The sequence below is a fragment of the Rhodococcus sp. 2H158 genome (genome assembly GCF_053764755.1).
The window spans coordinates 84980-106923 of the sequence record NZ_JBSNCE010000002.1 but is presented as its reverse complement, the minus strand read 5'-3'; the positions used below and the strand labels follow the sequence as shown (position 1 = coordinate 106923).

General features: G+C 70.4%; 20 protein-coding genes. 9 read left to right on the top strand and 11 right to left on the bottom strand.

Annotation, left to right across the window (positions count from 1 at the left end; all coding sequences use genetic code 11):
* Nucleotides 1-107 precede the first annotated feature (107 nt).
* The 3 genes from dusB to phoU all read left to right on the top strand — a co-directional run bounded on the left by dusB (nucleotide 108) and on the right by phoU (nucleotide 4190).
* Nucleotides 108-1250, top strand: a complete 1143-nt coding sequence (gene dusB / locus ACWPOB_RS02280; RefSeq protein ID WP_455399767.1) for a tRNA dihydrouridine synthase DusB — start codon at nucleotides 108-110, stop codon at nucleotides 1248-1250.
* 148 nt (nucleotides 1251-1398) lie between these two features.
* The gene (locus ACWPOB_RS02275; RefSeq protein WP_455399766.1) at nucleotides 1399-3399 is read left to right on the top strand and encodes an LCP family glycopolymer transferase; all 2001 of its coding nucleotides are present in this window, start codon (nucleotides 1399-1401) and stop codon (nucleotides 3397-3399) included.
* Nucleotides 3400-3482: 83 nt separating this feature from the next.
* A complete protein-coding gene (gene phoU, locus ACWPOB_RS02270; RefSeq protein WP_455399765.1) occupies nucleotides 3483-4190 on the top strand; it encodes a phosphate signaling complex protein PhoU in 708 nt (235 codons plus the stop codon).
* A gap of 78 nt (nucleotides 4191-4268) precedes the next feature.
* On the opposite strand, the gene pstB is transcribed toward phoU, so the two are convergent.
* From pstB to ACWPOB_RS02240, 6 genes are all read right to left on the bottom strand, one after another.
* A complete protein-coding gene (gene pstB / locus ACWPOB_RS02265; protein ID WP_455399764.1) occupies nucleotides 4269-5045 on the bottom strand; it encodes a phosphate ABC transporter ATP-binding protein PstB in 777 nt (258 codons plus the stop codon).
* 52 nt (nucleotides 5046-5097) lie between these two features.
* Entirely contained in the window at nucleotides 5098-6006 is a 909-nt protein-coding gene (gene pstA / locus ACWPOB_RS02260) for a phosphate ABC transporter permease PstA (RefSeq protein ID WP_455399763.1), read from the bottom strand.
* 4 nt (nucleotides 6007-6010) lie between these two features.
* The gene (gene pstC, locus ACWPOB_RS02255; protein WP_455399762.1) at nucleotides 6011-7066 is read right to left on the bottom strand and encodes a phosphate ABC transporter permease subunit PstC; all 1056 of its coding nucleotides are present in this window, start codon (nucleotides 7064-7066) and stop codon (nucleotides 6011-6013) included.
* A 58-nt stretch (nucleotides 7067-7124) separates the two neighbouring features.
* Nucleotides 7125-8243, bottom strand: coding sequence for a phosphate ABC transporter substrate-binding protein PstS (gene pstS / locus ACWPOB_RS02250; protein WP_455399761.1), 1119 nt, complete (start codon nucleotides 8241-8243; stop codon nucleotides 7125-7127).
* A 238-nt stretch (nucleotides 8244-8481) separates the two neighbouring features.
* A complete protein-coding gene (gene mshD, locus ACWPOB_RS02245; protein WP_455399760.1) occupies nucleotides 8482-9378 on the bottom strand; it encodes a mycothiol synthase in 897 nt (298 codons plus the stop codon).
* A gap of 10 nt (nucleotides 9379-9388) precedes the next feature.
* Nucleotides 9389-10117, bottom strand: coding sequence for a winged helix-turn-helix transcriptional regulator (locus ACWPOB_RS02240; RefSeq protein WP_006936407.1), 729 nt, complete (start codon nucleotides 10115-10117; stop codon nucleotides 9389-9391).
* Nucleotides 10118-10244: 127 nt separating this feature from the next.
* Between ACWPOB_RS02240 and ACWPOB_RS02235 the strand changes: the two genes are divergently transcribed.
* The 5 genes from ACWPOB_RS02235 (at nucleotide 10245) to ACWPOB_RS02215 (ending at nucleotide 13385) form a co-directional block, all read left to right on the top strand.
* The gene (locus tag ACWPOB_RS02235) at nucleotides 10245-11024 is read left to right on the top strand and encodes an LmeA family phospholipid-binding protein (protein WP_100058985.1); all 780 of its coding nucleotides are present in this window, start codon (nucleotides 10245-10247) and stop codon (nucleotides 11022-11024) included.
* Complete coding sequence (locus tag ACWPOB_RS02230; RefSeq protein ID WP_263507812.1) at nucleotides 11021-11467, top strand: thioredoxin family protein; 447 nt, start codon at nucleotides 11021-11023, stop codon at nucleotides 11465-11467. The genes ACWPOB_RS02235 and ACWPOB_RS02230 overlap by 4 nt, the downstream gene beginning before the upstream one ends.
* Nucleotides 11468-11712: 245 nt before the next feature.
* A complete protein-coding gene (locus ACWPOB_RS02225; RefSeq protein ID WP_455399759.1) occupies nucleotides 11713-12180 on the top strand; it encodes a DUF4395 domain-containing protein in 468 nt (155 codons plus the stop codon).
* A gap of 60 nt (nucleotides 12181-12240) precedes the next feature.
* A complete protein-coding gene (locus ACWPOB_RS02220) occupies nucleotides 12241-13077 on the top strand; it encodes a sulfurtransferase (RefSeq protein WP_100058168.1) in 837 nt (278 codons plus the stop codon).
* A gap of 2 nt (nucleotides 13078-13079) precedes the next feature.
* Nucleotides 13080-13385, top strand: a complete 306-nt coding sequence (locus ACWPOB_RS02215) for a DUF1416 domain-containing protein (protein WP_029541490.1) — start codon at nucleotides 13080-13082, stop codon at nucleotides 13383-13385.
* 53 nt (nucleotides 13386-13438) lie between these two features.
* On the opposite strand, the gene ACWPOB_RS02210 is transcribed toward ACWPOB_RS02215, so the two are convergent.
* A complete protein-coding gene (locus ACWPOB_RS02210) occupies nucleotides 13439-14674 on the bottom strand; it encodes a cutinase family protein (RefSeq protein WP_100058169.1) in 1236 nt (411 codons plus the stop codon).
* A 229-nt stretch (nucleotides 14675-14903) separates the two neighbouring features.
* Here ACWPOB_RS02210 and ACWPOB_RS02205 point away from each other — a divergent pair, with 229 nt between their 5' ends.
* Nucleotides 14904-15575, top strand: coding sequence for an FABP family protein (locus tag ACWPOB_RS02205; RefSeq protein WP_100058170.1), 672 nt, complete (start codon nucleotides 14904-14906; stop codon nucleotides 15573-15575).
* Nucleotides 15576-15907: 332 nt separating this feature from the next.
* On the opposite strand, the gene cydC is transcribed toward ACWPOB_RS02205, so the two are convergent.
* Genes cydC through ACWPOB_RS02185 form a run of 4 tightly spaced genes read right to left on the bottom strand, consistent with a single transcriptional unit; the run spans nucleotide 15908 to nucleotide 21849 of the window.
* Nucleotides 15908-17569: a thiol reductant ABC exporter subunit CydC gene (gene cydC, locus ACWPOB_RS02200; RefSeq protein WP_455399758.1), complete on the bottom strand. Its 1662-nt coding sequence runs from the start codon at nucleotides 17567-17569 to the stop codon at nucleotides 15908-15910.
* Complete coding sequence (gene cydD / locus ACWPOB_RS02195; RefSeq protein ID WP_455399757.1) at nucleotides 17569-19308, bottom strand: thiol reductant ABC exporter subunit CydD; 1740 nt, start codon at nucleotides 19306-19308, stop codon at nucleotides 17569-17571. The genes cydC and cydD overlap by 1 nt, the downstream gene beginning before the upstream one ends.
* Entirely contained in the window at nucleotides 19305-20342 is a 1038-nt protein-coding gene (gene cydB, locus ACWPOB_RS02190; protein ID WP_455399756.1) for a cytochrome d ubiquinol oxidase subunit II, read from the bottom strand. Before cydB ends, cydD begins: the two co-directional genes overlap by 4 nt.
* A gap of 10 nt (nucleotides 20343-20352) precedes the next feature.
* A complete protein-coding gene (locus tag ACWPOB_RS02185; protein ID WP_100056897.1) occupies nucleotides 20353-21849 on the bottom strand; it encodes a cytochrome ubiquinol oxidase subunit I in 1497 nt (498 codons plus the stop codon).
* Nucleotides 21850-21944 lie beyond the last annotated feature (95 nt).

Genomic DNA, 21944 nt, shown 5'->3' with positions numbered 1-21944 from the left:
TGATTCGGGAGCAGCGGCCCCGAACAGCTATCCTGTGCCCGGTACCGGATTCGGTGCCGGGCACAGTTGCACGCACTTCTTCTTCACGCCGTCTTCGAGGTTTTTTCATGTCACCCCTTCGCATCGGCTCGCTCGAGTTGAACAGCCCGGTCGTACTCGCGCCGATGGCGGGAATCACCAATGTCGCCTTTCGCACCCTGTGCCGCGAACTCGAACTCGAGCGGTCGGGGAGCACGTCGGGGCTGTACGTGTGCGAGATGGTCACCGCCCGGGCCCTCGTGGAACGCCACCCCGTCACGATGCACATGACGACGTTCGGTCCCACCGAGACGCCGCGGTCGTTGCAGCTGTACACCGTCGACCCGGACGTCACGTACCAGGCCGCGAAGATGATCGTCGACGAGAACCTCGCCGACCACATCGACATGAACTTCGGCTGCCCCGTGCCGAAGGTCACCCGCAAGGGCGGCGGCTCGGCGCTGCCGTACAAGCGGCGGCTGTTCGGCAACATCGTCGCGGCCGCCGTCCGCGCCACCGAGGGCACCGACATCCCGGTGACCGTGAAGTTCCGCATCGGCATCGACGCCGATCATCACACCCACCTCGACGCGGGCCGGATCGCGGCGGCCGAGGGCGCCGCCGCCGTCGCGCTACACGCCCGCACGGCCGCCCAGCGTTACTCGGGCGAGGCCGACTGGAACGAGATCGCCCGCCTCAAGGAGCACGTCACCGACGTGCCGGTGCTGGGCAACGGCGACATCTTCGCCGCCGAGGACGCCCAGAAGATGATGGAGCAGACCGGCTGCGACGGCGTCGTGGTCGGACGCGGATGCCTCGGTCGGCCCTGGCTGTTCGCCGAGCTCAGCGCCGCGCTGAACGGCACCCCCATGCCCACCCCACCGAGCCTGGGCGAGGTGGCGGCCATCATGCGCCGGCACGCCGAACTCCTCGCCGACCACCACGGCGAGGACCGCGGCATGCGTGAGATTCGCAAGCACATCGCCTGGTACCTGCGCGGCTTCCCGGCCGGATCCGACGTGCGCAACGCCCTGGCGCGCGTGTCCGGCCTCGCCGAGCTGGACGACCTGCTCGGCCGGCTCGATCCGACCGTGCCCTTCCCGAAGGACGCGGAGGGCCCGCGCGGGCGCCAGGGCTCCCCCGGTACCGTCGCCCTGCCGGATGGCTGGCTCGACGACCCGGAGGACTGCATGGTGCCGGCGGGCGCCGACGTCATGCACTCGGGCGGCTGACCGCAGGGTCCGCCGTGCGGGCCGGACGAACCGGACCGGCGCTCGGCGGACGCCTCGATCCGGATCGAGGCCGCCAGTATCATGACGGGATCGCCGTGGTGGCGGATGCGTACGAGAGCGGAACATCCGCGGAGAGGCGAGGGAATCGGTGGGTGAGGAGCACGATTCGGGCCTGCCCGACAGTCGCGCTCCGTGGGAACGTCCTATCGCCGACTCCGGGTATCGCAGCTCACATTCCGGCCGGGTGCGACGGCGTCCGGAGGATCTTGTGCCGCCCGCCGACGCCGGACCCGCGCCGTCGGTCCGGGGCGCCGATACCGGCCGCCCCCGCCGCTCGGCCGCTCCCGACGAGAATCCCGATCAGGTCACCGTCGCCGCGCTGATGAACAAGGTCGGGCGCGACAGCACGCCCGTGCGACACCCCGAACCCGAACCGGCCGTGCCGGGCCCGCAGCCGGCCCGGCCGCGGCGGACGCCGGCGGTCGACGACGACCCCACCGAGAAGATCCCGCCCGTCGGCGCGGCCCCACCGAGCAGCCCGCCGCCCCCACCCCCGCGCGACGACCGGGCCGGACGGCGGAACGACGACCCCGACCAGCCGCCCGCGCTGCCCCAGGCCGTCGGTGGCGACGGCCTGAGCAGGCTGGCTCTGAACAAGCGCCGCAAACGCCGGCGCCTCGTGACCGTGGGCCGCACCGTCCTGGCGCTGCTGTCCGTGCTGACCCTCGTCGGCAGCGGCCTGGTGTGGGGCTACGTGCGTTCCACCGAGGCCGGATTCGCCCAGATCGCCGCGCTGGATACCGAATCCACCGACATCGTCGACCCCGGCGGGCAGACCGGCGACGAGACCTACCTGATCATCGGCACCGACACCCGTGCCGGGGCGAGCGGCGCGATCGGCGCCGGCACCGTCGCCGACGCCGAGGGCGCACGCGCCGACACCGTCATCCTCGTCAACATCCCCGCCGACCGCAGTCGCGTCGTCGCCGTTTCCTTTCCGCGCGACCTGGACGTGACGCGGCCCGTGTGCCGGGGCTGGGACAGCACCACCGGCGAGTACACGTCGGAGACGTTCCCCGCCGCCGAGGGCGACAAGCTCAATGCCACCTACGCGCTGGGCGGGCCCAAGTGCCTGGTGAAGGTGATCCAGAAGCTGTCCGGCCTGAAGATCGGGCATTTCGTCGGAATCGACTTCGCCGGCTTCGAGAGCATGGTCAACGAGGTCGGCGGCGTCGAGGTGTGCACACCCACCCCCCTGGTCGACGGGGAACTCGGCACCATCATCGAGACCGCGGGCACCCACACCCTCGACGGCCGCCGTGCCCTGGACTACGTGCGGGCCCGCAAGGTCGAGTCGGAGGGCAACGGCGACTACGGGCGTATCACCCGGCAGCAGAAGTTCCTGTCGTCGCTGCTGCGCTCGGCCATGTCGAACAAGGTCCTGTTCGACCCCGGCAAACTGAACGGGTTCATCAACGCGTTCACCCGCGCCACGTTCGTCGAGAACGTCGACACCGAGTCCCTCGTCCGGCTCGGCCGCTCGCTGCAGCGGGTCGAAGCCGGCGCCGTCACCTTCCTCACCGTGCCGACGGCCGGAACCAACGAGTGGGGCAACGAGATTCCGCGTCTCGACGACATCAAGGCGATCTTCAACGCGATCATCGACGACGAACCGCTCCCCGGCGAGAAACGCGACGTTCCCGAGCCGGAATCGTCCGCGCCGCCGGCAGCCCCCCTGCCTGCACAGACCGCGATGGACCCCTCGACGGTGTCGGTGCAGGTGTCCAACGCCTCCGGCGAATCCGGCCTCGCGGCCCGGACCGCGGAAGAACTCGGCGCCTACGGTTTCCCGATCTACAGCGTCGGCAACTACTCCGGCACGAGCAAGGAGACCGTCGTCCGCTTCTCGCCCGGGCAGGAAGCCGAGGCGTTGACGCTGGCCTCTGCGGTTCCGGGGGCCGTGCTGCAGGAGTCCCAGGACCTCGGCGGCATCGTGGAACTCGTCCTCGGCACCGGGTTCGTCGACAGCATCGCTGCTCCGACCGAGGTGGGATCGGTCCTGCCGGCGGTGCCGATCCAGGCCGCCGAGGAGAACGAGCTACCGGTCGACCTGTCGATCACCAACGCGGGCGACGATTCCTGCGCCTGAGCAGCACCTCGAGCCCGTCCATTCACCCGGCGTTCACCCGCTGCTCGTGACTCGGCTTTGTCTGCGCCGTAGTCTGTGTCATTATGCGCGTCGTATACCACGAACAGATGACCGAGCTCGCCGATCTCCTCGGAGAGATGGCGGGCCTTGCGGGCCTTGCGATGGAGCGGGCCACCCAGGCGCTGCTCCAGGCGGATCTGGCGCTCGCCGAGACCGTGATCGGCGAGCACGACAAGATCACCGACCTGAGTACCCAGTGCGAGGAAAAGGCCTTCTCGCTCCTCGCCCTCCAGGCGCCGGTCGCCGGTGATCTGCGTTCTGTGGTCAGTGGCATCCAGATCGTCGCCGACATCGACCGGATGGGTGCGCTGGCACTGCACGTCGCCAAGGCGACGCGCCGTCGGCACCCCAACCATGTTCTGCCCGAAGAGGTCAACGGCTACTTCGCCGAGATGGGCCGCATCGCAGTCTCGCTCGGCGCAGCGACCAAGGAGATCCTCGAGACGCGCGACCCCGAGCGGGCGGCCCGGCTCCACCAGGAGGACGAGGCGATGGACGATCTCCATCGTCACCTGTTCACCGTGCTCATGGACCGGGAGTGGAAGCACGGCGTGGCCGCGGCTGTGGATGTGACGCTGCTGGGCCGGTTCTACGAGCGGTTCGCCGACCACGCCGTCGAGGTGGGTCGTCGCGTGATCTTCCTGGTCACCGGCAAGCTCCCCACCGACGAGGATTTCCGGGCGATGCGTGAGCGCGTCGACAAGCTCACGGTGTATGCGCAGGACCAGTAACCCGACTCGGCACAAGGCCCCGCCCGGAGCTTCCGGGCGGGGCCTTTCCGCGTCCGCGGTGCCGAAGTCGCAGCCGGCTCAGCCGAAGCGGCCGGAGATGTAGTCCTCCGTGGCCTTCTGGGTGGGGTTGGAGAAGATCTTCTCGGTGTCGTCGATCTCGACGAGCCGACCCGGCTTGCCGGTGGCCTCGAGGTTGAAGAACGCGGTCTGATCACTCACGCGCGCGGCCTGCTGCATGTTGTGCGTGACGATCACGATGGTGTAGTCCTGCTTCAGCTCGGCGATCAGGTCCTCGATGGCGAGGGTGGAGATCGGGTCGAGAGCGGAGCACGGCTCGTCCATGAGGAGCACCTCCGGCTGCACCGCAATGGCGCGGGCGATGCACAGGCGCTGCTGCTGGCCACCCGACAGGCCGCCGCCGGGCTTGTCGAGGCGGTCCTTGACCTCGTTCCACAGGTTCGCGCCGCGCAGCGACCGCTCGGCGATCTCGTCGAGCCTGCTCTTCTCGCGCACGCCCTGCAACTTCAGGCCGGCGACGACGTTGTCACGGATCGACATGGTGGGGAACGGGTTGGGGCGCTGGAACACCATGCCGATCGTCTTGCGGACGCCGACCGGGTCGACGGACGAGTCGTAGATGTCCTCGCCGTCGAGCAGCACGGAGCCCTCGACGCGGGCACCGGGGGTCACCTCGTGCATGCGGTTGAGCGAGCGCAGCACGGTGGACTTGCCGCAGCCCGACGGTCCGATGAACGCGGTGACGTTCCGCGGCGGCACGGACAGCGTCACGTCGGAGACGGCGTGGAACTTGCCGTAGAAGATGTTGACGTCCTTGAGGTCCAGACGCTTGGCCATTACCGGCTCCCTACTGGTGTATCGAAATCGAAGGGTGTGTACATGAGGTGACCTACTTGGTGCGCACCTGGGAGAAGTGGCCGATCACCTTGGCAACGATGTTGAGGATCGCGATGACGAGGATGAGGGTCAGGGCAGCGCCCCAGATCCGCATCGTGCCCGCGTCGGTCGGGTTGTTCATCTCCGCCACCATGACCCCCGGCAGGCTGCCCATCTCGCCGCCGAACAGGTTGAAGTTGATGAACGGCGCGTAGCCGACGAGGATCAGCAGCGGAGCGGTCTCGCCCATGACGCGGGCCAGGGCCAGCATGACGCCGGTGATGATGCCGGGCAGCGCGGTCGGAATCACGATGCGCGCGATGGTCTTCCACTTCGGCACACCGAGGGCGTAGGAGGCCTCGCGCAGATCCTGCGGCACGATCCGGAGCATCTCCTCGGTGCTGCGCACCACCACGGGAACCATGAGCAGGACCAGCGCCAGGGACACCGCGAAGGCGGACTTCGGGAAGCCGAAGGTGGCGATCCACAGTGCGTAGATGAAGAGCGCGGCAACGATGGAGGGGACACCACTGAGGATGTCCACCATGAAGGTGGTGATCCTGCCCAGACGCGTGCCGGCGCCGTACTCCACGAGGAAGATCGCCACGAAGATGCCGATCGGGATGGAGATCACCGCGCACACCAGGCCCTGCAGCAGAGTCCCGATGAGGGCGTGGTAGATGCCACCGCCCATCGCGGACGCGGACAGACCGCTCAAGGAATTCGTGAACCAGGTGGCGCTGGTCAGGGCGGGAAGGCCCTTGGCGATCACGGTGATCAGCACCCATGCCAGCGGCACGAGAGCGATCAGCACCGACGCGGTGACCAGGACGGTGGCGGTGAGATCCGAGACGCGCCGACGGGTGCCGACGCCCCGGAAGGTGGGGCCCTTGACCGGCGTCTCGAGGAGAGTGGTCGTCATGGCTTCAGTCCTTCTTTCCTGCGACGACCGCACGCGCCGCGGCGTTGACCACGAAGGTCAGCACGAAGAGCACCAGACCCGCGGCGATGTACGCGCCGGCCTGGATGTCGTTGTTGAACTCGGCGTAACCGAGGGCGATCTTCGAGGCGATGGTGGCACCGCCGTCGAACAGCGACCACGAGAACGGCTGCGACGTGGTGCGCAGGATCAGGTACAGCGCCATGGTCTCGCCGAGTGCACGGCCGAGACCGAGCATCGAGCCGCTGATGTAGCCCGACTTGCCGAACGGGATCACCGTGGTCTTGACGACCTCCCAGCGCGTCGCACCGAGAGCGAGCGCCGCCTCGATATGGGACGTCGGCGTCTGCACGAACACCTCCCGGCTCACCGCGGCGATGGTCGGCAGGATCATCACGGCGAGCACGATGCCCGCGGTGAAGATGGTGCCGCCGCCGAGGATGGAGCCCGAACCGGACGCGAACAGCGGGAACCAGCCGAGACTTTCGTTGAGCCACGTCGCCAGCGGCCGGATCGCGGGGGCCAGGACCAGCAGGCCCCACAGGCCGTAGACGATGGACGGTACGGCGGCGAGCAGGTCGATGACGTACGCCAGGGGCTTCTTGATGCGCTCGGGGCAGTACGAGGTGAGGAAGATCGCGATGCCGAGCGCGACCGGCATCGCGAGCACCAGCGCGAAGAACGACACCAGCACGGTCACCTGGAACAGGTCGAGGACGCCGAACGCCATCGCGGCAATGTCCTGGGTGACCCACTCGCGGCTGGTGAGGAAGTTGACGGTGTTGCGCTGCAGCGCCGGCACCGCACGCCAGACGAGGAACACGCCGATGGCCGCGATGATCACCGAGATGAGAACTGCGGACCCGGAGGCCAGCGAACGGAAGATCCGGTCGCCCGGCCTGGTCAGCGGCTTGCTGTCGCCGCGCGCTGGGGTGGTAATCGTGGCCTCCGGGGTGTTGCCGTGCGGACCGCCCGCCCCGGGCCCGGCATCGTCGCCGGACCCGGGAGTGCGAGGTGCGGATTTGGTGGGCGCGTCACTCATCTGCGCTCGCGATCTCTCTCTGCTGGGGATTGACGGTACGGTCCGCGGCGCTCATCGGCTAGGCGATGGCGTTGATCGACTCGGTGAGCTTCGCCTTGAAGGACTCGGGCAGCGGCACGTAGCCCTGCTCGGCGAGGCCATCCTGGCCCTCGTTGGCGGCGCTGACGAGGAACGACTTCACGGCCGCGGAGGTGTCGGCATCGTAACCGGCGGAGCACACGATCTCGTAGGTCGCGAGCATGATCGGGTAGGCCCCCTCCTGCTTCGTGCCGAAGATCGAGGTCAGGTCGAGCGTCAGGTCGCCCTCACCGGTCGGAGCGAAGGTCGCCGCCTCGATGGCCTTCGACGCGGTCTCGGCGGTCAGCTCCACCGCGCCGGATCCGTTGTCGATCTGTGCGACGTTCAGGCTGTTCTGGTCGGCGAAGGACTTCTCGACGTAGGTGATCGCGCCGGGTGCGCTGGCGACGGCCTGGGCGACACCGGCCGATCCCTTGGCGCCTTCACCGACACCGCCGGTGAAGTCGGAGCCGGCGCCGGTGGTCCAGGCACCGTTCGAGGCGGCCTCGAGGTACTTCTGGAAGTTGTCGGTGGTGCCCGACGAATCGGAGCGGACGATCGGGGTGATGGCCGAATCCGGAAGGCTCACACCCTCGTTGAGAGCCGCGATGGCCGGGTCGTTCCACTGCTTGATGGTGCCGTTGAAGATCTTGGCGACGGTCTCGCCGTTGAGCACGAGGTTGTCGACGCCCTCGACGTTGTACGCGACGGCGACGGGACCGAAGACCAGCGGCAGGTTCCAGGCGGGGTTGCCGGCGCAGCGCTCGGCGGCCTGGGCGGCCTGCTCGCTCTTGATGGCGGAGTCGGAGCCGGCGAAGTCGATCTGCTTCGCGATGAACTGGGTGCGGCCGTCACCGGAACCCGACGGGTTGTAGGCGACGTTGACGTTCTTGCCCTTCTCCTGGCAGACCGCGATGTAGGTGGACACGAACTGGTCCATCGCGTTCTTCTGCGCGGACGACCCGGCGGCGGACAGCGTCTCCTTGCCCTCACACGTCGCGGCCGACGCGGACGCGTCCACGTCCGTCGAGGCGGCATTGTTGTCGCTGCCGCATGCGGCCAGGGTGAGGGCACCTGCAGCCACCACACCGAGCAGGGCGCCATTGCGCTTGAGGTTCACTCGTACTCCTCCGGAATTCGCGACCGGCACGCCCGCGACACGGGCGGCGGCATCAGGCGCGGGGTGATCCCGGCGCCGGACCGGCATGCTGCGGCCCGTAATGGAAAGTTAATGAGGACGGGTTGACGGTGGGGCGCCCGAAGGTGAACGTGACGTGAACGCGAAAAGTACACCTGCAGTCCGTATGGTCGACGTCACACGACATTCACGGGTCGGACTCGTTCGGTACGTGCTCCGCTCATGCTCTCGCGTATGCGAGGTCCACGTGGAATCGCTCGAATCCGAGCCGGCCGTAGGTGTGCAGCGCGGCGTCGTTGTCCCCTTCGACGTACAGCAGCACGGCGCCGAGCCCGCGCTCACCCAGATACCGCAACCCGGCGAGCGTGAGCAGCCGGCCGAGACCGCGCCCCTGTGCCCCGGGATCGATGCCCACCACGTACACCTCCCCGATCGCCGGCTGGTCCGCTGTGGCGGCGTGCACCTTCGTCCAGTGGAAGCCGAGGAGCCGGTCCGGGTCCTGCTCGTCGAAGGCGAGGAACACCCCGGCCGGGTCGAACCAGGACTCGCTGCGGCGCTGCGCGACGTCGCGCTCGGTCCAGCGGCCCTGCTCGGGGTGCCACGCGAAGGCGGCGGCATTGACCCGCAGCAGTTCCGCGTCGTCCTCGGGTCCGCGGTAGGTCCGCAGGATCAGCCCGTCGGGGACCTGCAGGGCCGGCAGCTCGGGCTCCCCGAGGGGGCGCCGCAGCTGCAGGAGCTCCCGGACCGGGGTCAGGCCGAGCCGCGCCGCGAGTGCCCGCGCGGACTGGAGGTCGCCGTGTGCCCACACCCGGGTGCCGGCACCACCGGCGTCGAGGGCCGCGGCGACGAGCCGCGACCCCACGCCGCGGCGGCGGTGCGGCGGATCGACGACCACCTCGGCCATCGCCGGGTGCTCCCCGTGACCGGGGACCAGATTGGCGTAGCCGACGATCGCGGCGGCATCGACGGCCACCAGGTGCCGGACGTCGCCGTCGCCGGTGACGGAGTGCAGCACCTGCTCGGACACCGGGGCCGTTCCGTCGGCGGTGTGGGCGCGGGCGACGAGCGCCTGCACCTCGGCGGCCTGCTCGGCGGACAGTCGGCTGACGAATTCCACGACAGCGAGCCTAGTCCGCGAGCTCGGCGTCCTCGAACTCGATGGTGGTGGAGCCGCCCTTCCCGGTCTTGGTGGTGGGCCGCACCGCCTTGTAGCCGACGTTGCGGACCGTGCCGATCAGGGACTCGTACTCGGGACCGAGCTTGGCGCGCAGGCGCCGCACGTGCACATCGACGGTGCGGGTGCCGCCGAAGAAGTCGTAACCCCAGACCTCCTGCAGCAGTTGCGCGCGGGTGAACACCCGGCCGGCGTGCTGCGCGAGGTACTTGAGGAGCTCGAACTCCTTGTACGTCAGGTCGAGGGGGCGGCCGCGCAGGCGAGCGGTGTAGGTGCCCTCGTCGATCGAGAGCTCGCCGAGCGTGATCTTGCCGGTGTTCTCGGGGCCCGCCGCACCGCCGGACCGGCCGACCAGCAATCGCAGCCGCGCGTCCAGCTCGGCGGGGCCGGTGGTGGTGAGCAGGATGTCGTCCAGCCCCCACTCCGGGTTCACCGCCACCAGACCGCCCTCGGTGAGCACGGCGACGACCGGTATCGCCGACCCGGTGCTGCCGAGCAGCCGGCACAGGCCGCGGGCCGCAGCCAGGTCCGTGCGGGCGTCGACGATGGCGATGTCCGCGGAACCGGCCTCGAGGAGCGAGGACACCTCGGTCGGTGCCGGGCGCACCGAGTGCGCGAGCAACGACAGCGAGGGCAGGACCGCGTCCGGGTTGGGGTCGGAGGTCAGCAGCAACAGCTCCACCGTGCCTCCATTCTTCGCGGGCTGCGCGAAACTCGTGTAAACGACGCGCTACAGATTAACGCCACGACGGCGTTCACCGGGCAACCGCACTCGGGAAGCGGTGCGAGCCGTCCGTCACAATGGTGCGGTGCGCAAACTCATCCTCGCTCTCGTGACGCTCGTCGGAGTCGCGCTCCTGATCGATTTCGGCGCGGCGGCGTGGTCCGAGTACCGGGTCTCGCGGGCGCTGCGGGAGGGTGGGGCGCTGACGGCGGACCCGGCGGTGACCATCCACGGATTCCCGTTCCTGACCCAGGCCCGGGCGGGCCGCTACGAGAACGTGGAGATCCGGGCGCAGGGCGTGCCCAGCGGGACGCTCGGCGACATCACGATCGAGGCCAACCTGATCGGTGCCCATGCGGACGCGGGCGAGCTGCTCGACGGTTCGATCCGCTCGGTGCCGGTGGACCTGCTGTACGGGCGCGTGATGATCGACGCGACCGAGCTCGGTCAGCTCTACGGCATTCCCGACCTGCAGGTCTCCGCTCCCCCTGCCGACAAGTCCGACGGCACCGGCGGGTCCGGCGGCTCCGGACGCACCACCGCGGGCGGGGTCGTCCTCACCGGCACGGTTCCGGTCGGCCCGGTCTCCGCGGAGGTCAGCGTGCAGGCGAACCTCCTGCTCGAGGGCGACACGGTGCGCATCGTCGCGTCGGACCTGTACTTCGGCCCGGAGGGACAGGCGGACTTCACCGTGCCGGATCCGCTGAAGCCGGCGGTGCTGGGCCTGTTCACCACCACGATCGAACCCCAGAACCTGCCGTTCGGGGTGCGACCGACCGCGGTCGAGGCTCGCGGCTCGACGATCGTGATCGAGGGTGAGGCGCACCAGACCACGATCGACCTCGAGGAGGTTCAGCGCCTGTGACCGCTGTCGTCGTACTGCTGGTGGTGGTGGCTGCCGCCCTGATCACCGGAACCGTCCTGCGGGCCCGCGCGGGCAAGGTCCGCGCCGTCGCGGCCGCCCCGGCGCCGGGGCCCGGTCCCCTGCTGGCCGCGGTGGGCGTGGGCACCGGCAGTGCGCCGGTGGTGCTGCACTTCTCCGCGGACTGGTGCGGACCGTGCGCCGCGGTGCGCCGGGTCGTCGCTCAGGTGGTCGCCGACCTCGCGGCCACCGGCGACGGGCTGCCGGCACCCCGCGACCTCGAACTGGACATCGACGAGAACCCGCAGTTGGCAAGGGAACTCGGCGTGCTGTCACTGCCGACGACCTTCCTGTTCGACGCCGCCGGTACCGAAAGGTACCGGGTTTCGGGCGTGCCGACCGCGGCCGACCTGCGGGCCGCGCTGGTGCCGCTGCGCACCCCCTAGGCCCCGATCCGTCGAGACGTCGGCTAAGCTGCCTGCCGTGTCGACCTGCCGAGAGCTCATGCTCACCCGACGCCGCACAGTCGATCTGTGCCGCCTCGGCGGCTTCTGCTGTACCTGCTGCTGATCACCCCGGCCGAGACGCCCGACCGTCTCCGCGGCATCCGCTGCCGTCACCGGTGTGATCCCCGCGGTTGCCACCGCGACGGTTCGCCCCCACGCGTCCCCTCCCAGCAGGAGCACCACTCATGTCCAGCACCGCCCCCACCGCCCGCCAGGGTCAGCAGGTAGACGTCCGCGGCCCCCGGTTCGCGGCGTGGATCACCACCGCCGTCCTCGTCGTCGTCCTGGCCGTCGCGACGGTCTCGACCACGGTGGCCGGCGTACTGCTCGCCGTCCAGACCGCGGTGTTCGCGGCCGGTGCGGCCCTCGGCCCGCGCCGCAGCCCCTACGGCCTGCTCTTCGCCCGGCTCGTCGCGCCCCGGCTGAGTGCGCCCACCGAGAAGGAACCGGTCGCCCCGCTGCGGTTCGCGCAGCTCGTCGGGTTCGTGTTCGCCGCCGTGGGGACCTTCGGATTCCTCCTCGGCGCCGACCTCGCCGGTCTCGTCGCCACCGGGTTCGCACTGTTCGCCGCGCTGCTCAACGCCGCGTTCGGGGTGTGCCTCGGTTGCGCGATCTACCCGCTCGTGGCCAGGTTCCGGGCCGTCGCCGCCTGACCACCGTTCCCTCCGCACCGTTCCACTCGACCGAGAGTGTCAACACCGAAAGGAAACTCCATGGCTCGCTCCGACGTCCTGGTCTCAGCAGACTGGGCAGAGCAGAACCTTCACGCACCGAAGACCGTGTTCATCGAGGTCGACGAGGACACCGCAGCCTACGACGGCGGGCACATCGAGGGCGCGATCAAGCTCGACTGGCGCAAGGACCTGCAGGACGGCGTCCGTCGCGACTTCCTGAACCGGGAGCAGTTCTCCGCCCTGCTGTCCGCGAAGGGCGTCGCCGACGACGACACCGTCGTGCTCTACGGCGGCAACAACAACTGGTTCGCCGCCTACGCGTACTGGTACTTCAAGTTCTACGGGCACCGGGACGTCAAGCTCATCGACGGTGGCCGCAAGAAGTGGGAGCTCGACGGACGCCCGCTGTCCAAGGACGAGGTCACCCGCCCGGCCACCGAGTACAAGGCGCAGGAGCCGGACTACTCGATCCGCGCCTTCCGCGACGAGGTGATCGACGCGATCGGCACCAAGAACATCATCGACGTCCGCTCCCCCGACGAGTTCTCCGGCCGGATCCTCGCCCCGGCCCACCTGCCGCAGGAGCAGGCCCAGCAGCGCGGCCACGTCCCGGGTGCGATCAACATCCCGTGGAGCACCACCGCCAACGAGGACGGCACCTTCAAGTCGGACGACGACCTCGAGGCCCTCTACCAGGCGAAGGGCTTCGACGACAGCCGCGAGACCATCGCCTACTGCCGGATCGGTGAGCGCTCGAGCCACACCTGGTTCGTGCTGCAGGAGATCCTCGGCAAGAAGAACGTCAAGAACTACGACGGCAGCTGGGTCGAATACGGCTCGCTCGTCGGAGCCCCGATCGAGTTGGAGGTTCGCTGACCATGTGTGGTGCACCCGTTCAGTCCCAGACCCTGCCCGCGGGCGTGGACGTCGAGAAGGAGACGGTCCTGACCGGCCGTGTCGTCGACGCCGACGGCCAGCCGGTCGGCGGTGCCTTCGTGCGCCTGCTCGACGGCACCGGTGAGTTCACCGCCGAGGTCGTCGCCTCCGGCACCGGTGACTTCCGCTTCTTCGCCGCGCCCGGCGACTGGAAGGTCCGCGCGCTGTCCGGCCGCGGCAACGGTGACGTCGCCGTGAGCCCGGCCGCCCCCGGCGTCCACCACGTCGAGGTCACGGTCGCGAAGTAGCAGACCGTTCGGCGGGCCCGTTCCTCCGGGAACGGGCCCGCCGTCGTCCGTGGTCAGTTCTGCGGCTGCCGGTCCGTCCGTTCGGCTTCGGCGAGAGCGACGATCCAGTCGACGATCCGCTCACTGTCCCAGTACCAGGGATCGTGCGGGTTCGTGTTCCAGTAGCCGATGTGCTGGATGAAGCCCAGCAGGATGTACGGCTCGAGGAACAGGTCGACGATGCCGCTGTTGTCGTCGGCGAAGCCGGCTCCCTCGGCGCGCAGCTTCTCCACCACGATCGGCCGGCCCGGTCCCAAGGCCCAGTCGAGGATCTCCCGCATCCGTTCGGGGCTCACATCGGCGCTCGGGTCCACCGGGTACGTCGTGTCGACGACCTTGCGCAGCACGTCGAGGAGGGATTCGTCGGACTCCCACCAGTCGTCGCGGGTGACGATGTGGGCGGCCGCGCGGGCCGCCGTCACCGCCACTGCGCCGCCCAGGTCGCCCACGGTCTGCAATGGGTTCAGCAGCGTGAACCGCATCTGCCCGAGCACGCCGAGGGCCAGTTCCAGCACCGCGATGTCCTCGGGTGCGTCGCACGCGACGTCGTAGCGCCGGCACGAGTACACGACCCGGTCGGCCAGCGCGCCGTAGTCGGCGGGTTCGGAGGACATGAACCCGCCACCGGGCGGACCGGGCTCGCCCATCGAGTCGACGCCCGCCGGCCGGTACGGGTCACCGACGAGGACGACCCCGGCGATGTCGTCCGGTGCGACGTGGGCGTCGGCGCGCCGGTGCCCGAGTTCGCGGCTCACCCGTTCGATCACCTCGGCGCCGACGCTGTAGCCGACGAGCGCGAACCGGGTGCGCTCCCCGCAGGCGCTCTTGCGTTCGTCGAGGATGCGGTTGGTCGACGCGACGCCCGCCGCCACCGAGTCCTGATAGGTCGGCACGTCCTCGAACAGGCCCAGGCCGTAGGTGGCCGGGTACGGCACGTACATCCAGCCGATCGAGCCCGGACGGTCCGCGGTGGCCTCGCCGGCCGGGACCGTCACGTTGCCCACCCAGTTCGACCACAGCTGCCGCGACTCCTCGACCACGGGATCGCGGTCGGCCTCGGAGTCGGTGGCGCCGGAGACCGCGACGATCAGCAGGTCGGGGCACTCCAGGGCGTAGTTGTCGGGGTGGACGGCGGGCCCGGACGAACCGCTGCTCGACCCCGTCCCGGGGGCGGCGACCGCGACGGGCACGGTCAGGGACAGGGCCGCGAGCGCCGCGACAGCCGGCAGCAGCAGACGGATGGGGCGCACACGACCTCCGAGTCGGACTTTCCGGACGAAAGGGCCCGCACGGCCCACTGCACGGTACTATCCCGCGCGCCGCGCCGCGCGCCCGGTGGGGACGTCGGTTTTCGCGCTCTCCGGGCGCCGTCTAGGATATGGCCGTGGTCATCTTCTTCGAAGCTCTCCTTGTCCTGGCGGCCGTGCTCATCACGTGGTTCGCGGTGTACGTCCTCTACCGTCTGGTGACCGATCAGCCGTGAGTGCCGAGTCCGGTGAGGAACGGGAGGTCGTCCGCGGTAGCGGCGACAAGGCGGTCGCGGATGCCCTCGAACGGGCCAAGGCGACTGCCGACAAGAACGTCCCGAACCTGAGCGGCCTGCCCGTCCCCGACGACACCGCAAACCTGCGCCTCGGCCCGGACATGCATCCGGAGCTGCTGGCGCTGCTGCCCATGGTGGGCGTGTGGCGCGGCGAGGGCGAGGGCAACGATCCCCGCACCGGCGACTACCGCTTCGGCCAGCAGATCGTGGTCACCCACGACGGCGGCAACTACCTCGTGTGGGAGGCCCGTTCGTGGCGCCTCGACGAGGAGGGCGGTTACAGCGGTCCGGACCGGCGGGAGAGCGGATTCTGGCGGGTCTCCGGCACCGGCGCGCCCGGCAGCGAGGATCCGGAAACCCTCGAGCTGCTCCTCAATCACAGCTCCGGCGTCGTCGAGCTGTACTACGGCACCGCCCTGACCCAGTCGTCCTGGGAGCTGGCGACCGACGTGGTGATCCGCAGCCAGTCCGGCGAGGTGGTCGGCGGCGCCAAGCGCCTGTACGGCATCGTCGAGGGCGGCGACCTCGCCTACGTCGAGGAACGCGTCACCGCGGACGGGGAACTGCAACCGCACATGTCCGCGCGGCTGGCACGCTACATCGGCTGACCGCCCGGCACTCCGTCGGAACCGCCCTCCGGGCACGCGGCCCGTTCCGCCGGTTCCCGAGCCGAGGGACGTGGTCGCGCGGCCCGCGCACGGTCTCCGCCCACGCACGCGAACGGCCCCCGAGCGCTACGCCGGGACGGATCGTCTCGGCGATTCCCGGTCGGACAGACCGGGAGGCTCGGGGGCCGGGTGACTGCGTGGTATTCGCCGGCCGCTGCAGCGGTCGACAATCCCGTCGTCGATGACAGCGGCTAGCGCGCAGCCACCTCACGTGTCCGATACTTCAATTCAGACCACCTCCTTTCTCGTGTACGCCCGAAAGTACGCCCCGCTCAGACCGCGGGCAACGAGTTTTTCCCCAGGCGAACGACGAGGTCGGCCGCGGTGTCGCCGGGCAGTTGGTGCGTGACGACGACGACGGTGCGCTCGGGCGCGACGAACCCGGCGTCCCGGTCCAGCAGCAGCCGCTGCAACTGTGCGCCGTCGACGGCGTCGAGATGCTCGGTCGGCTCGTCGAGCAGCAGCACCCGCGCGGGGGACACGAGGGCCCGCGCGAGCAGCAACCGGCGCCGCTGGCCCCCGGAGACAGCCCGCGCACCGCCGGCCAGGGTGCTGTGCAGTCCGTCGGGAAGCCCGGCCAACCACTCCCCCAGCCCGACGTCGCCGAGCATGTCCAGCGCCTCGGCCTCGGTGAGGTCGCCGCGGGCCACCCGCAGGTTCTCCAGCACGGACGTCTCGAACAGGTGGGCGTCCTCGGCGAAGAATCCTGCCTTCTGGCGCAGGGCTGCCGGTTCGAGCTCGGCGAGCGGCACGCCGCCGAGGGTGACCGTCCCGGCGACGGGCTCGAGCAACCCCGCGAGGGTCATCAGCGTGCTGGTCTTGCCGCTGCCGCTGCTCCCGACGAGGGCGACGCGCGCGCCGGGTGGCAGGTCGAGCGTGAGGGGCCCGGCGTCCCGTCCGCCGGGCCAGCCGCTGCGCAGATCGACGGCACGCAGGTGACACGGGTCCGCGACGGGCCGGGTGCCGTGCGGCACCGGCCGGTCGGCGCGGTCGAGCAGGTCGACGACGCGGCGCGCCGCGATCCGGGCGCGGGTGAGGGTGACGGCGGCGCCGGGCAGCGCCGCGCCGGCTTCGAACGCGGACAGGGGCAGCAGCACGAGGATCCCGAGGGACATCGGGCTCATCCCGCCTTCGGCGAAGACCGTGATGCCGACGAGCAGCGACCCCAGGACGCTCGCCCCGACCGCGAGGGGGGCGGCGGCCTCCGCGTACGCGGCGGGGACGGCCGCGCGGTCGGTGGCCCGCACCGCGTCCACGCCGGCGCGGTGCGCCCGGCCGACAGCCTGCGGGAGCAGGCCCGCGACCCGCAGCTCGGCGGCGTGGTCGAGCGCGGTGACCGCGTCGCGGGAGAACCGGACGCGGGCGGCGGCGCTGTCGGCCTCGGCGCGGGCCGCGGCGCGGGCGGACAGCCAGGGGGCCGCGACGCCGGTGACGAGCAGTGCGACGGCGAGGACCGCCGCCGCGGCCGGGGAGATCAGGGCGAGCCAGCCGACGGCGGCGAGGGCGAGCACCGCGGCGACGGCGATGGGCACCAGCGCCCGGACCACCACGTCCCCGAGGGCGTCGACGTCGGCGCCGGTGCGGGCGAGCAGGTCCCCGCGGCGCAGGCCGGCGGAGGCGACCGGGTCGCCGTCTGCGAGGCGCCGGTAGAGCCGGGTGCGAGCGGCCGTGGTGCCGCGCAGCGCGGTGTCGTGGCCGGCGAGCCGCTCGAGGTAGCGGAACAGGCCGCGGGAGATGCCCAGGGCCCGCACCGCGACGACGGCGACCGTCAGGTCCAGCACCGGCGGCATCTGCCACGCACGGATGATCAGCCAGGCCGACAGGCCCGCCAGCGCGAGGGCGCTGCCCAGGGTGGCGACGCCGGCGGCGACGGCGGCGGCGACCCGGCCGGGGCGCAGTTCGAGCAGCGCCATCGCGCGACGCAGATCGTTCATCACCGCTCCCCCGTGCCGGAGGTCGCGTCGCTGTGGGAGCAGACCCGGACGACGGTGTCGGCGATCGCCAGGATGCTCGGGCGGTGCGCGACGATCACCACGGTGCGTCCGCGACGGGCCAGTTCCCGCACCGTCGCCAGGACCGTGGCCTCGGTCGCGTCGTCGAGGTGGGCGGTCGGCTCGTCCAGCAGCAGCACGGGCCGGTCCGCGGCGAGGGTGCGGACGAGGGCGAGCCGTTGCCGCTGCCCGAGCGACAGCCCGCTGCCGCCGGCGCCGACGACGGTGCCCCAGCCGTCCGGGAGCTCTTCGAGTACTTCGTCGAATCCCGTTGCCGCACAGATGTCGTCGATCCCGGCGGTGGTGAGGTCCACGCCGGTGAGGCGCAGGTTGTCGGCCAGCGTGCCGGGGAGCAGCACGGGCCGCTGGGGCAGCCACGCCACCTGCCCCCACCACGCGTCGTCGGCCACCACGGGACGGCCACCGACCTCGACCCGGCCCTCCACCGGCGCGGCGAGGCCGAGGACGGCGAGCAGCGCCGTCGACTTGCCCGAGCCGTTCGCTCCGGTCAGCACGGTCACGGCACCCGGCCGGCACACGGCGTCGAGCCGGAACGGGGCGTAGCCGTCGCGGCTCGCGACACTGAGGCCGGTCAACGTCAGTTCGGCTGCGGTGGCATCGAATTCGGCGCACTCCGGTCCCGAGGTGGTCGCGGGGGCGCGGTCGAGGATTGTAAAGGCGCGCTCGGCGGCGGCCTTGCCGTCCTCGGCAGCGTGGAACTTCGCGCCCACCGTGCGCAGCGGCAGATACGCCTCGGGGGCGAGGATCAGCGCGACGATGCCCGCCTCGAGGGCCATGTCGCCGTAGACGAGGCGCAGGCCGATGCTCACCGCGATCAGCGCGACGGAGAGGGTGGCGAGCCATTCGAGCACGGTGCCGGACAGGAAGGCCACGCGCAGCGCCGACATGGTGGTGCGGCGGTGGTCGTCGCCGAGTTCGCGCACCTTCTGCGCCGGCCCCTGCTCGCGGCCGAGCGCGCGCAGCGTGGGCAGACCGGCGATCAGGTCGAGCAGCTGGGCCGACAGCGTCGTCATGGTTCGGAGCGTGCGGTCGGCCTTGCCCTTGGTCAGCAGCCCGATGAGGATCATGAACGCCGGGATGAGCGGCAGCGTCACGACGACGATGATCGCCGAGGTGAGGTCCTGGAAGGCGATGACCACCACTGTGATCGGGGTGAGCGTGACGGCGAGCAGGAGGGCCGGCACGTACCCGGTGAGGTACTCGGAGAGCCCGCCGAGCCCGCGGGTGAGCACGGTGGCGATCTCGTCGCGGCGTGGTTCGAGTTCGCGCGGCGGCAACCGGGTCGCCGCCGCGAGCACCTCGTGCTCGAGTTCGGCGACGACCCGGCTCGCCGAGCGGTGCGCGAACCGGGACTGCACCCACGTGACGAGGGTCCGGACGGTGACGGCCGCGGCCAGGGTCAGCAGTTCGGTCCGCCATGCGCCGAGGTCGGTGGAGCCGGTGGTGAGCACCCCGGCGAGGACCGCACCGATCGCGAGTGCGGACACGACGATCATCGCGACGTTGATCGAGGCCGTGACGACGGCGAGCGCCAGATAGCCGCGTGCGGTGGCGGAGTAACGCCACAACCGTGGGTCGATCGGCCCGCGACGCCGCGGCGCGTCCGACGCTCCGGGGGCGGAGCCGAACGGACGCACCGGGGCGTCGACGGGCGCGGTCATTTCGTCCCGAGCGACAGGCCGATGGACCTCGGGATGTGCTTGGTGGAGATGCGCTGGCGGAACACCCAGTACGTCCACCCCTGGTAGATCAGGACCACCGGGGTGACGATCACCGCGGCCCACGTCATGACCTTCAGCGTGTACGGGCTCGACGACGCGTTCTCGATCGTCAGCGACAGGCTGTCGCCGAGCGTGGACGGCATGACGTTCGGGAACAGCGAGCCGAACAGCAGGACGACGGTGCCGACGATGGCGACGGTGGTGAACACGAACGCCCAGCCCTCGCGCTCCGCGCGGGTGAGGACGACGACGGCGAGCAGCGCGGCCGCCGCGGCGCCGACGACGAGCCACGTCCAGGTCTTGCCGTAGGCGAGCTGCGTCCACACCACGAAGACACCGGCCACGACGACCGCCGGAACGGCGAGCCGGGCGGCGAGTTTCACGGCGTCCTCGCGTACCTCGTCGGCGGACTTCAGGGCGATGAAGACCGCGCCGTGCAGCGCGAACACCAGCGCGGTGGTGGCGCCGCCGAGCAGCGCGTACGGGTTCAGCAGGTCGAAGAAGCCGCCGATGTACTGCTTGTTCTCGTCGATGGCGACGCCGCGGACGATGTTCGCGAACGCCACGCCCCACAGCACGGCCGGCACCCAGGAGCCGAAGACGATGCCCCAGTCGCAGCGCCTTCGCCAGGTGGGGTCGTCGATCTTGCCGCGGTACTCGATCGCCACGACCCGGACGATGAGGCCGAGCAGGATCAGCAGCAGCGGCAGGTAGAACCCGGAGAACAGGGTCGCGTACCACTCGGGGAACGCGGCGAACATCGCGCCGCCCGCGGTGAGCAGCCACACCTCGTTGCCGTCCCATACCGGTCCGATGGTGTTGAGCAACACCCGGCGGCGGGTGTCGGCCGTCTCGGTGCGGCCCCGGCCGAGCACCGGCATCAGCATGCCGACACCGAAGTCGAAACCCTCGAGCACGAAGTACCCGGTGAACAGCACCGCGATCAGGACGAACCAGACCTCTTGAAGTCCCATGACCGATCTCCTAGTACGCGAAGGACAGCTGCTTGGGCCGGCCGGTGTCGTCGGGTTCGTCGTCGTGCTCACCCGGCGGGTGGGCGTCGTGCGGCAACGGGCCCTCGATGGTGTAGCGGCGGATCAGCCAGAACCATACGACGCCGAGCGCGCCGTAGACGACGGTGAAGGCCACCAGCGAGGCGATCACGGCGCCGGACGAGTTGTTCGACACGCCCTGGTCGACGGTGAGCCGGATCATGTCCACGCCCGTCGGGTTGGGGTGCACGACCCACGGCTGGCGTCCCATCTCCGTGAAGATCCAGCCGGCGCTGTTGGCCAGGAACGGCGTGGGGATGGCGAGGATGCTCAACCAGCCGAACCACTTCTGGTCGGGGACGCGGCCGCGGCGGGTGACCCACAGCCCGGCCAGGGCCAGCGCGGCCGAACCGGCGGCCAGGCCGATCATGGCGCGGAACGACCAGTAGGTGACGAACAGGTTGGGCCGGTAGTTGCCGGGGCCGAACTGCTCCTCGTACTGGTCCTGCAGGTCTTCGACGCCCTGCAGGGTGACGCCGGTGAACTCGCCCTGTGCGAGGTACGGCAGCACGAACGGCACCTCGAGGACGTGGATGACACCGTCGCAGTTGTTGTGCGTGCCGATCGTCAGGACCGAGAACTTGGGGTCGGTCTCGGTGTGGCACAACGACTCCGCCGACGCCATCTTCATCGGCTGCTGTTCGAACATGAGCTTCGCCTGGATGTCGCCACTGACGAAGAGCGCGACACCGGAGACGATCATGACCAGCATGCCGAGGCGGGCGGCGGGGCGGAACATCCCGCGGGCCTCACCCTCGAGCCGGTCGGCCTCGACCGGCTCGGCCTGCGCGGCGCGCCGCATGTTGCGCACCATCCACCAGCCGGCGATGCCCGCGACGAAGGTGCCGGCGGTGAGGAACGCCCCGGCGACGGTGTGGGGGAACGCCGCGAGCGCGGTGTTGTTGGTCAGCAGTTCCCAGATGCTCGTCAGCTCCGCACGCCCGGTCTCGGGGTTGTACGTCGCGCCGACGGGGTGCTGCATGAACGAGTTGGCCGAGATGATGAAGTACGCGGAGGCGTTCACGCCGATCGCGACCAGCCAGATCGTCGCCAGGTGGACCAGTTTCGGCAGCCGGCCCCATCCGAAGATCCATAGGCCCAGGAAGGTCGACTCGAGGAAGAACGCCACCAGGCCCTCGAGCGCCAGCGGGGCGCCGAAGACGTCCCCGACGAAGCGGGAGTATTCGCTCCAGTTCATGCCGAACTGGAACTCCTGGACGATGCCGGTGGCCACGCCGAGGGCGAAGTTGATGAGGAAGAGCTTGCCGAAGAACTTCGTCAGGCGGTACCAGTGGTCCTTCTTCGTGACCACCCACATGGTCTGCATGATCGCGATGAGCGGGGCGAGACCGATGGTCAGCGGGACGAGAATGAAGTGATAGACGGTGGTGATGCCGAACTGCCACCGGGACAGGTCCAACACATCCATGGCTACTCCGAGGTGACGCCCAGGGACAGGCTCCGAATCCGGGGCGCGGGCTCGGGGCCTCGGACTCTGTGCACAAGGGACCATCCGCCGCACGC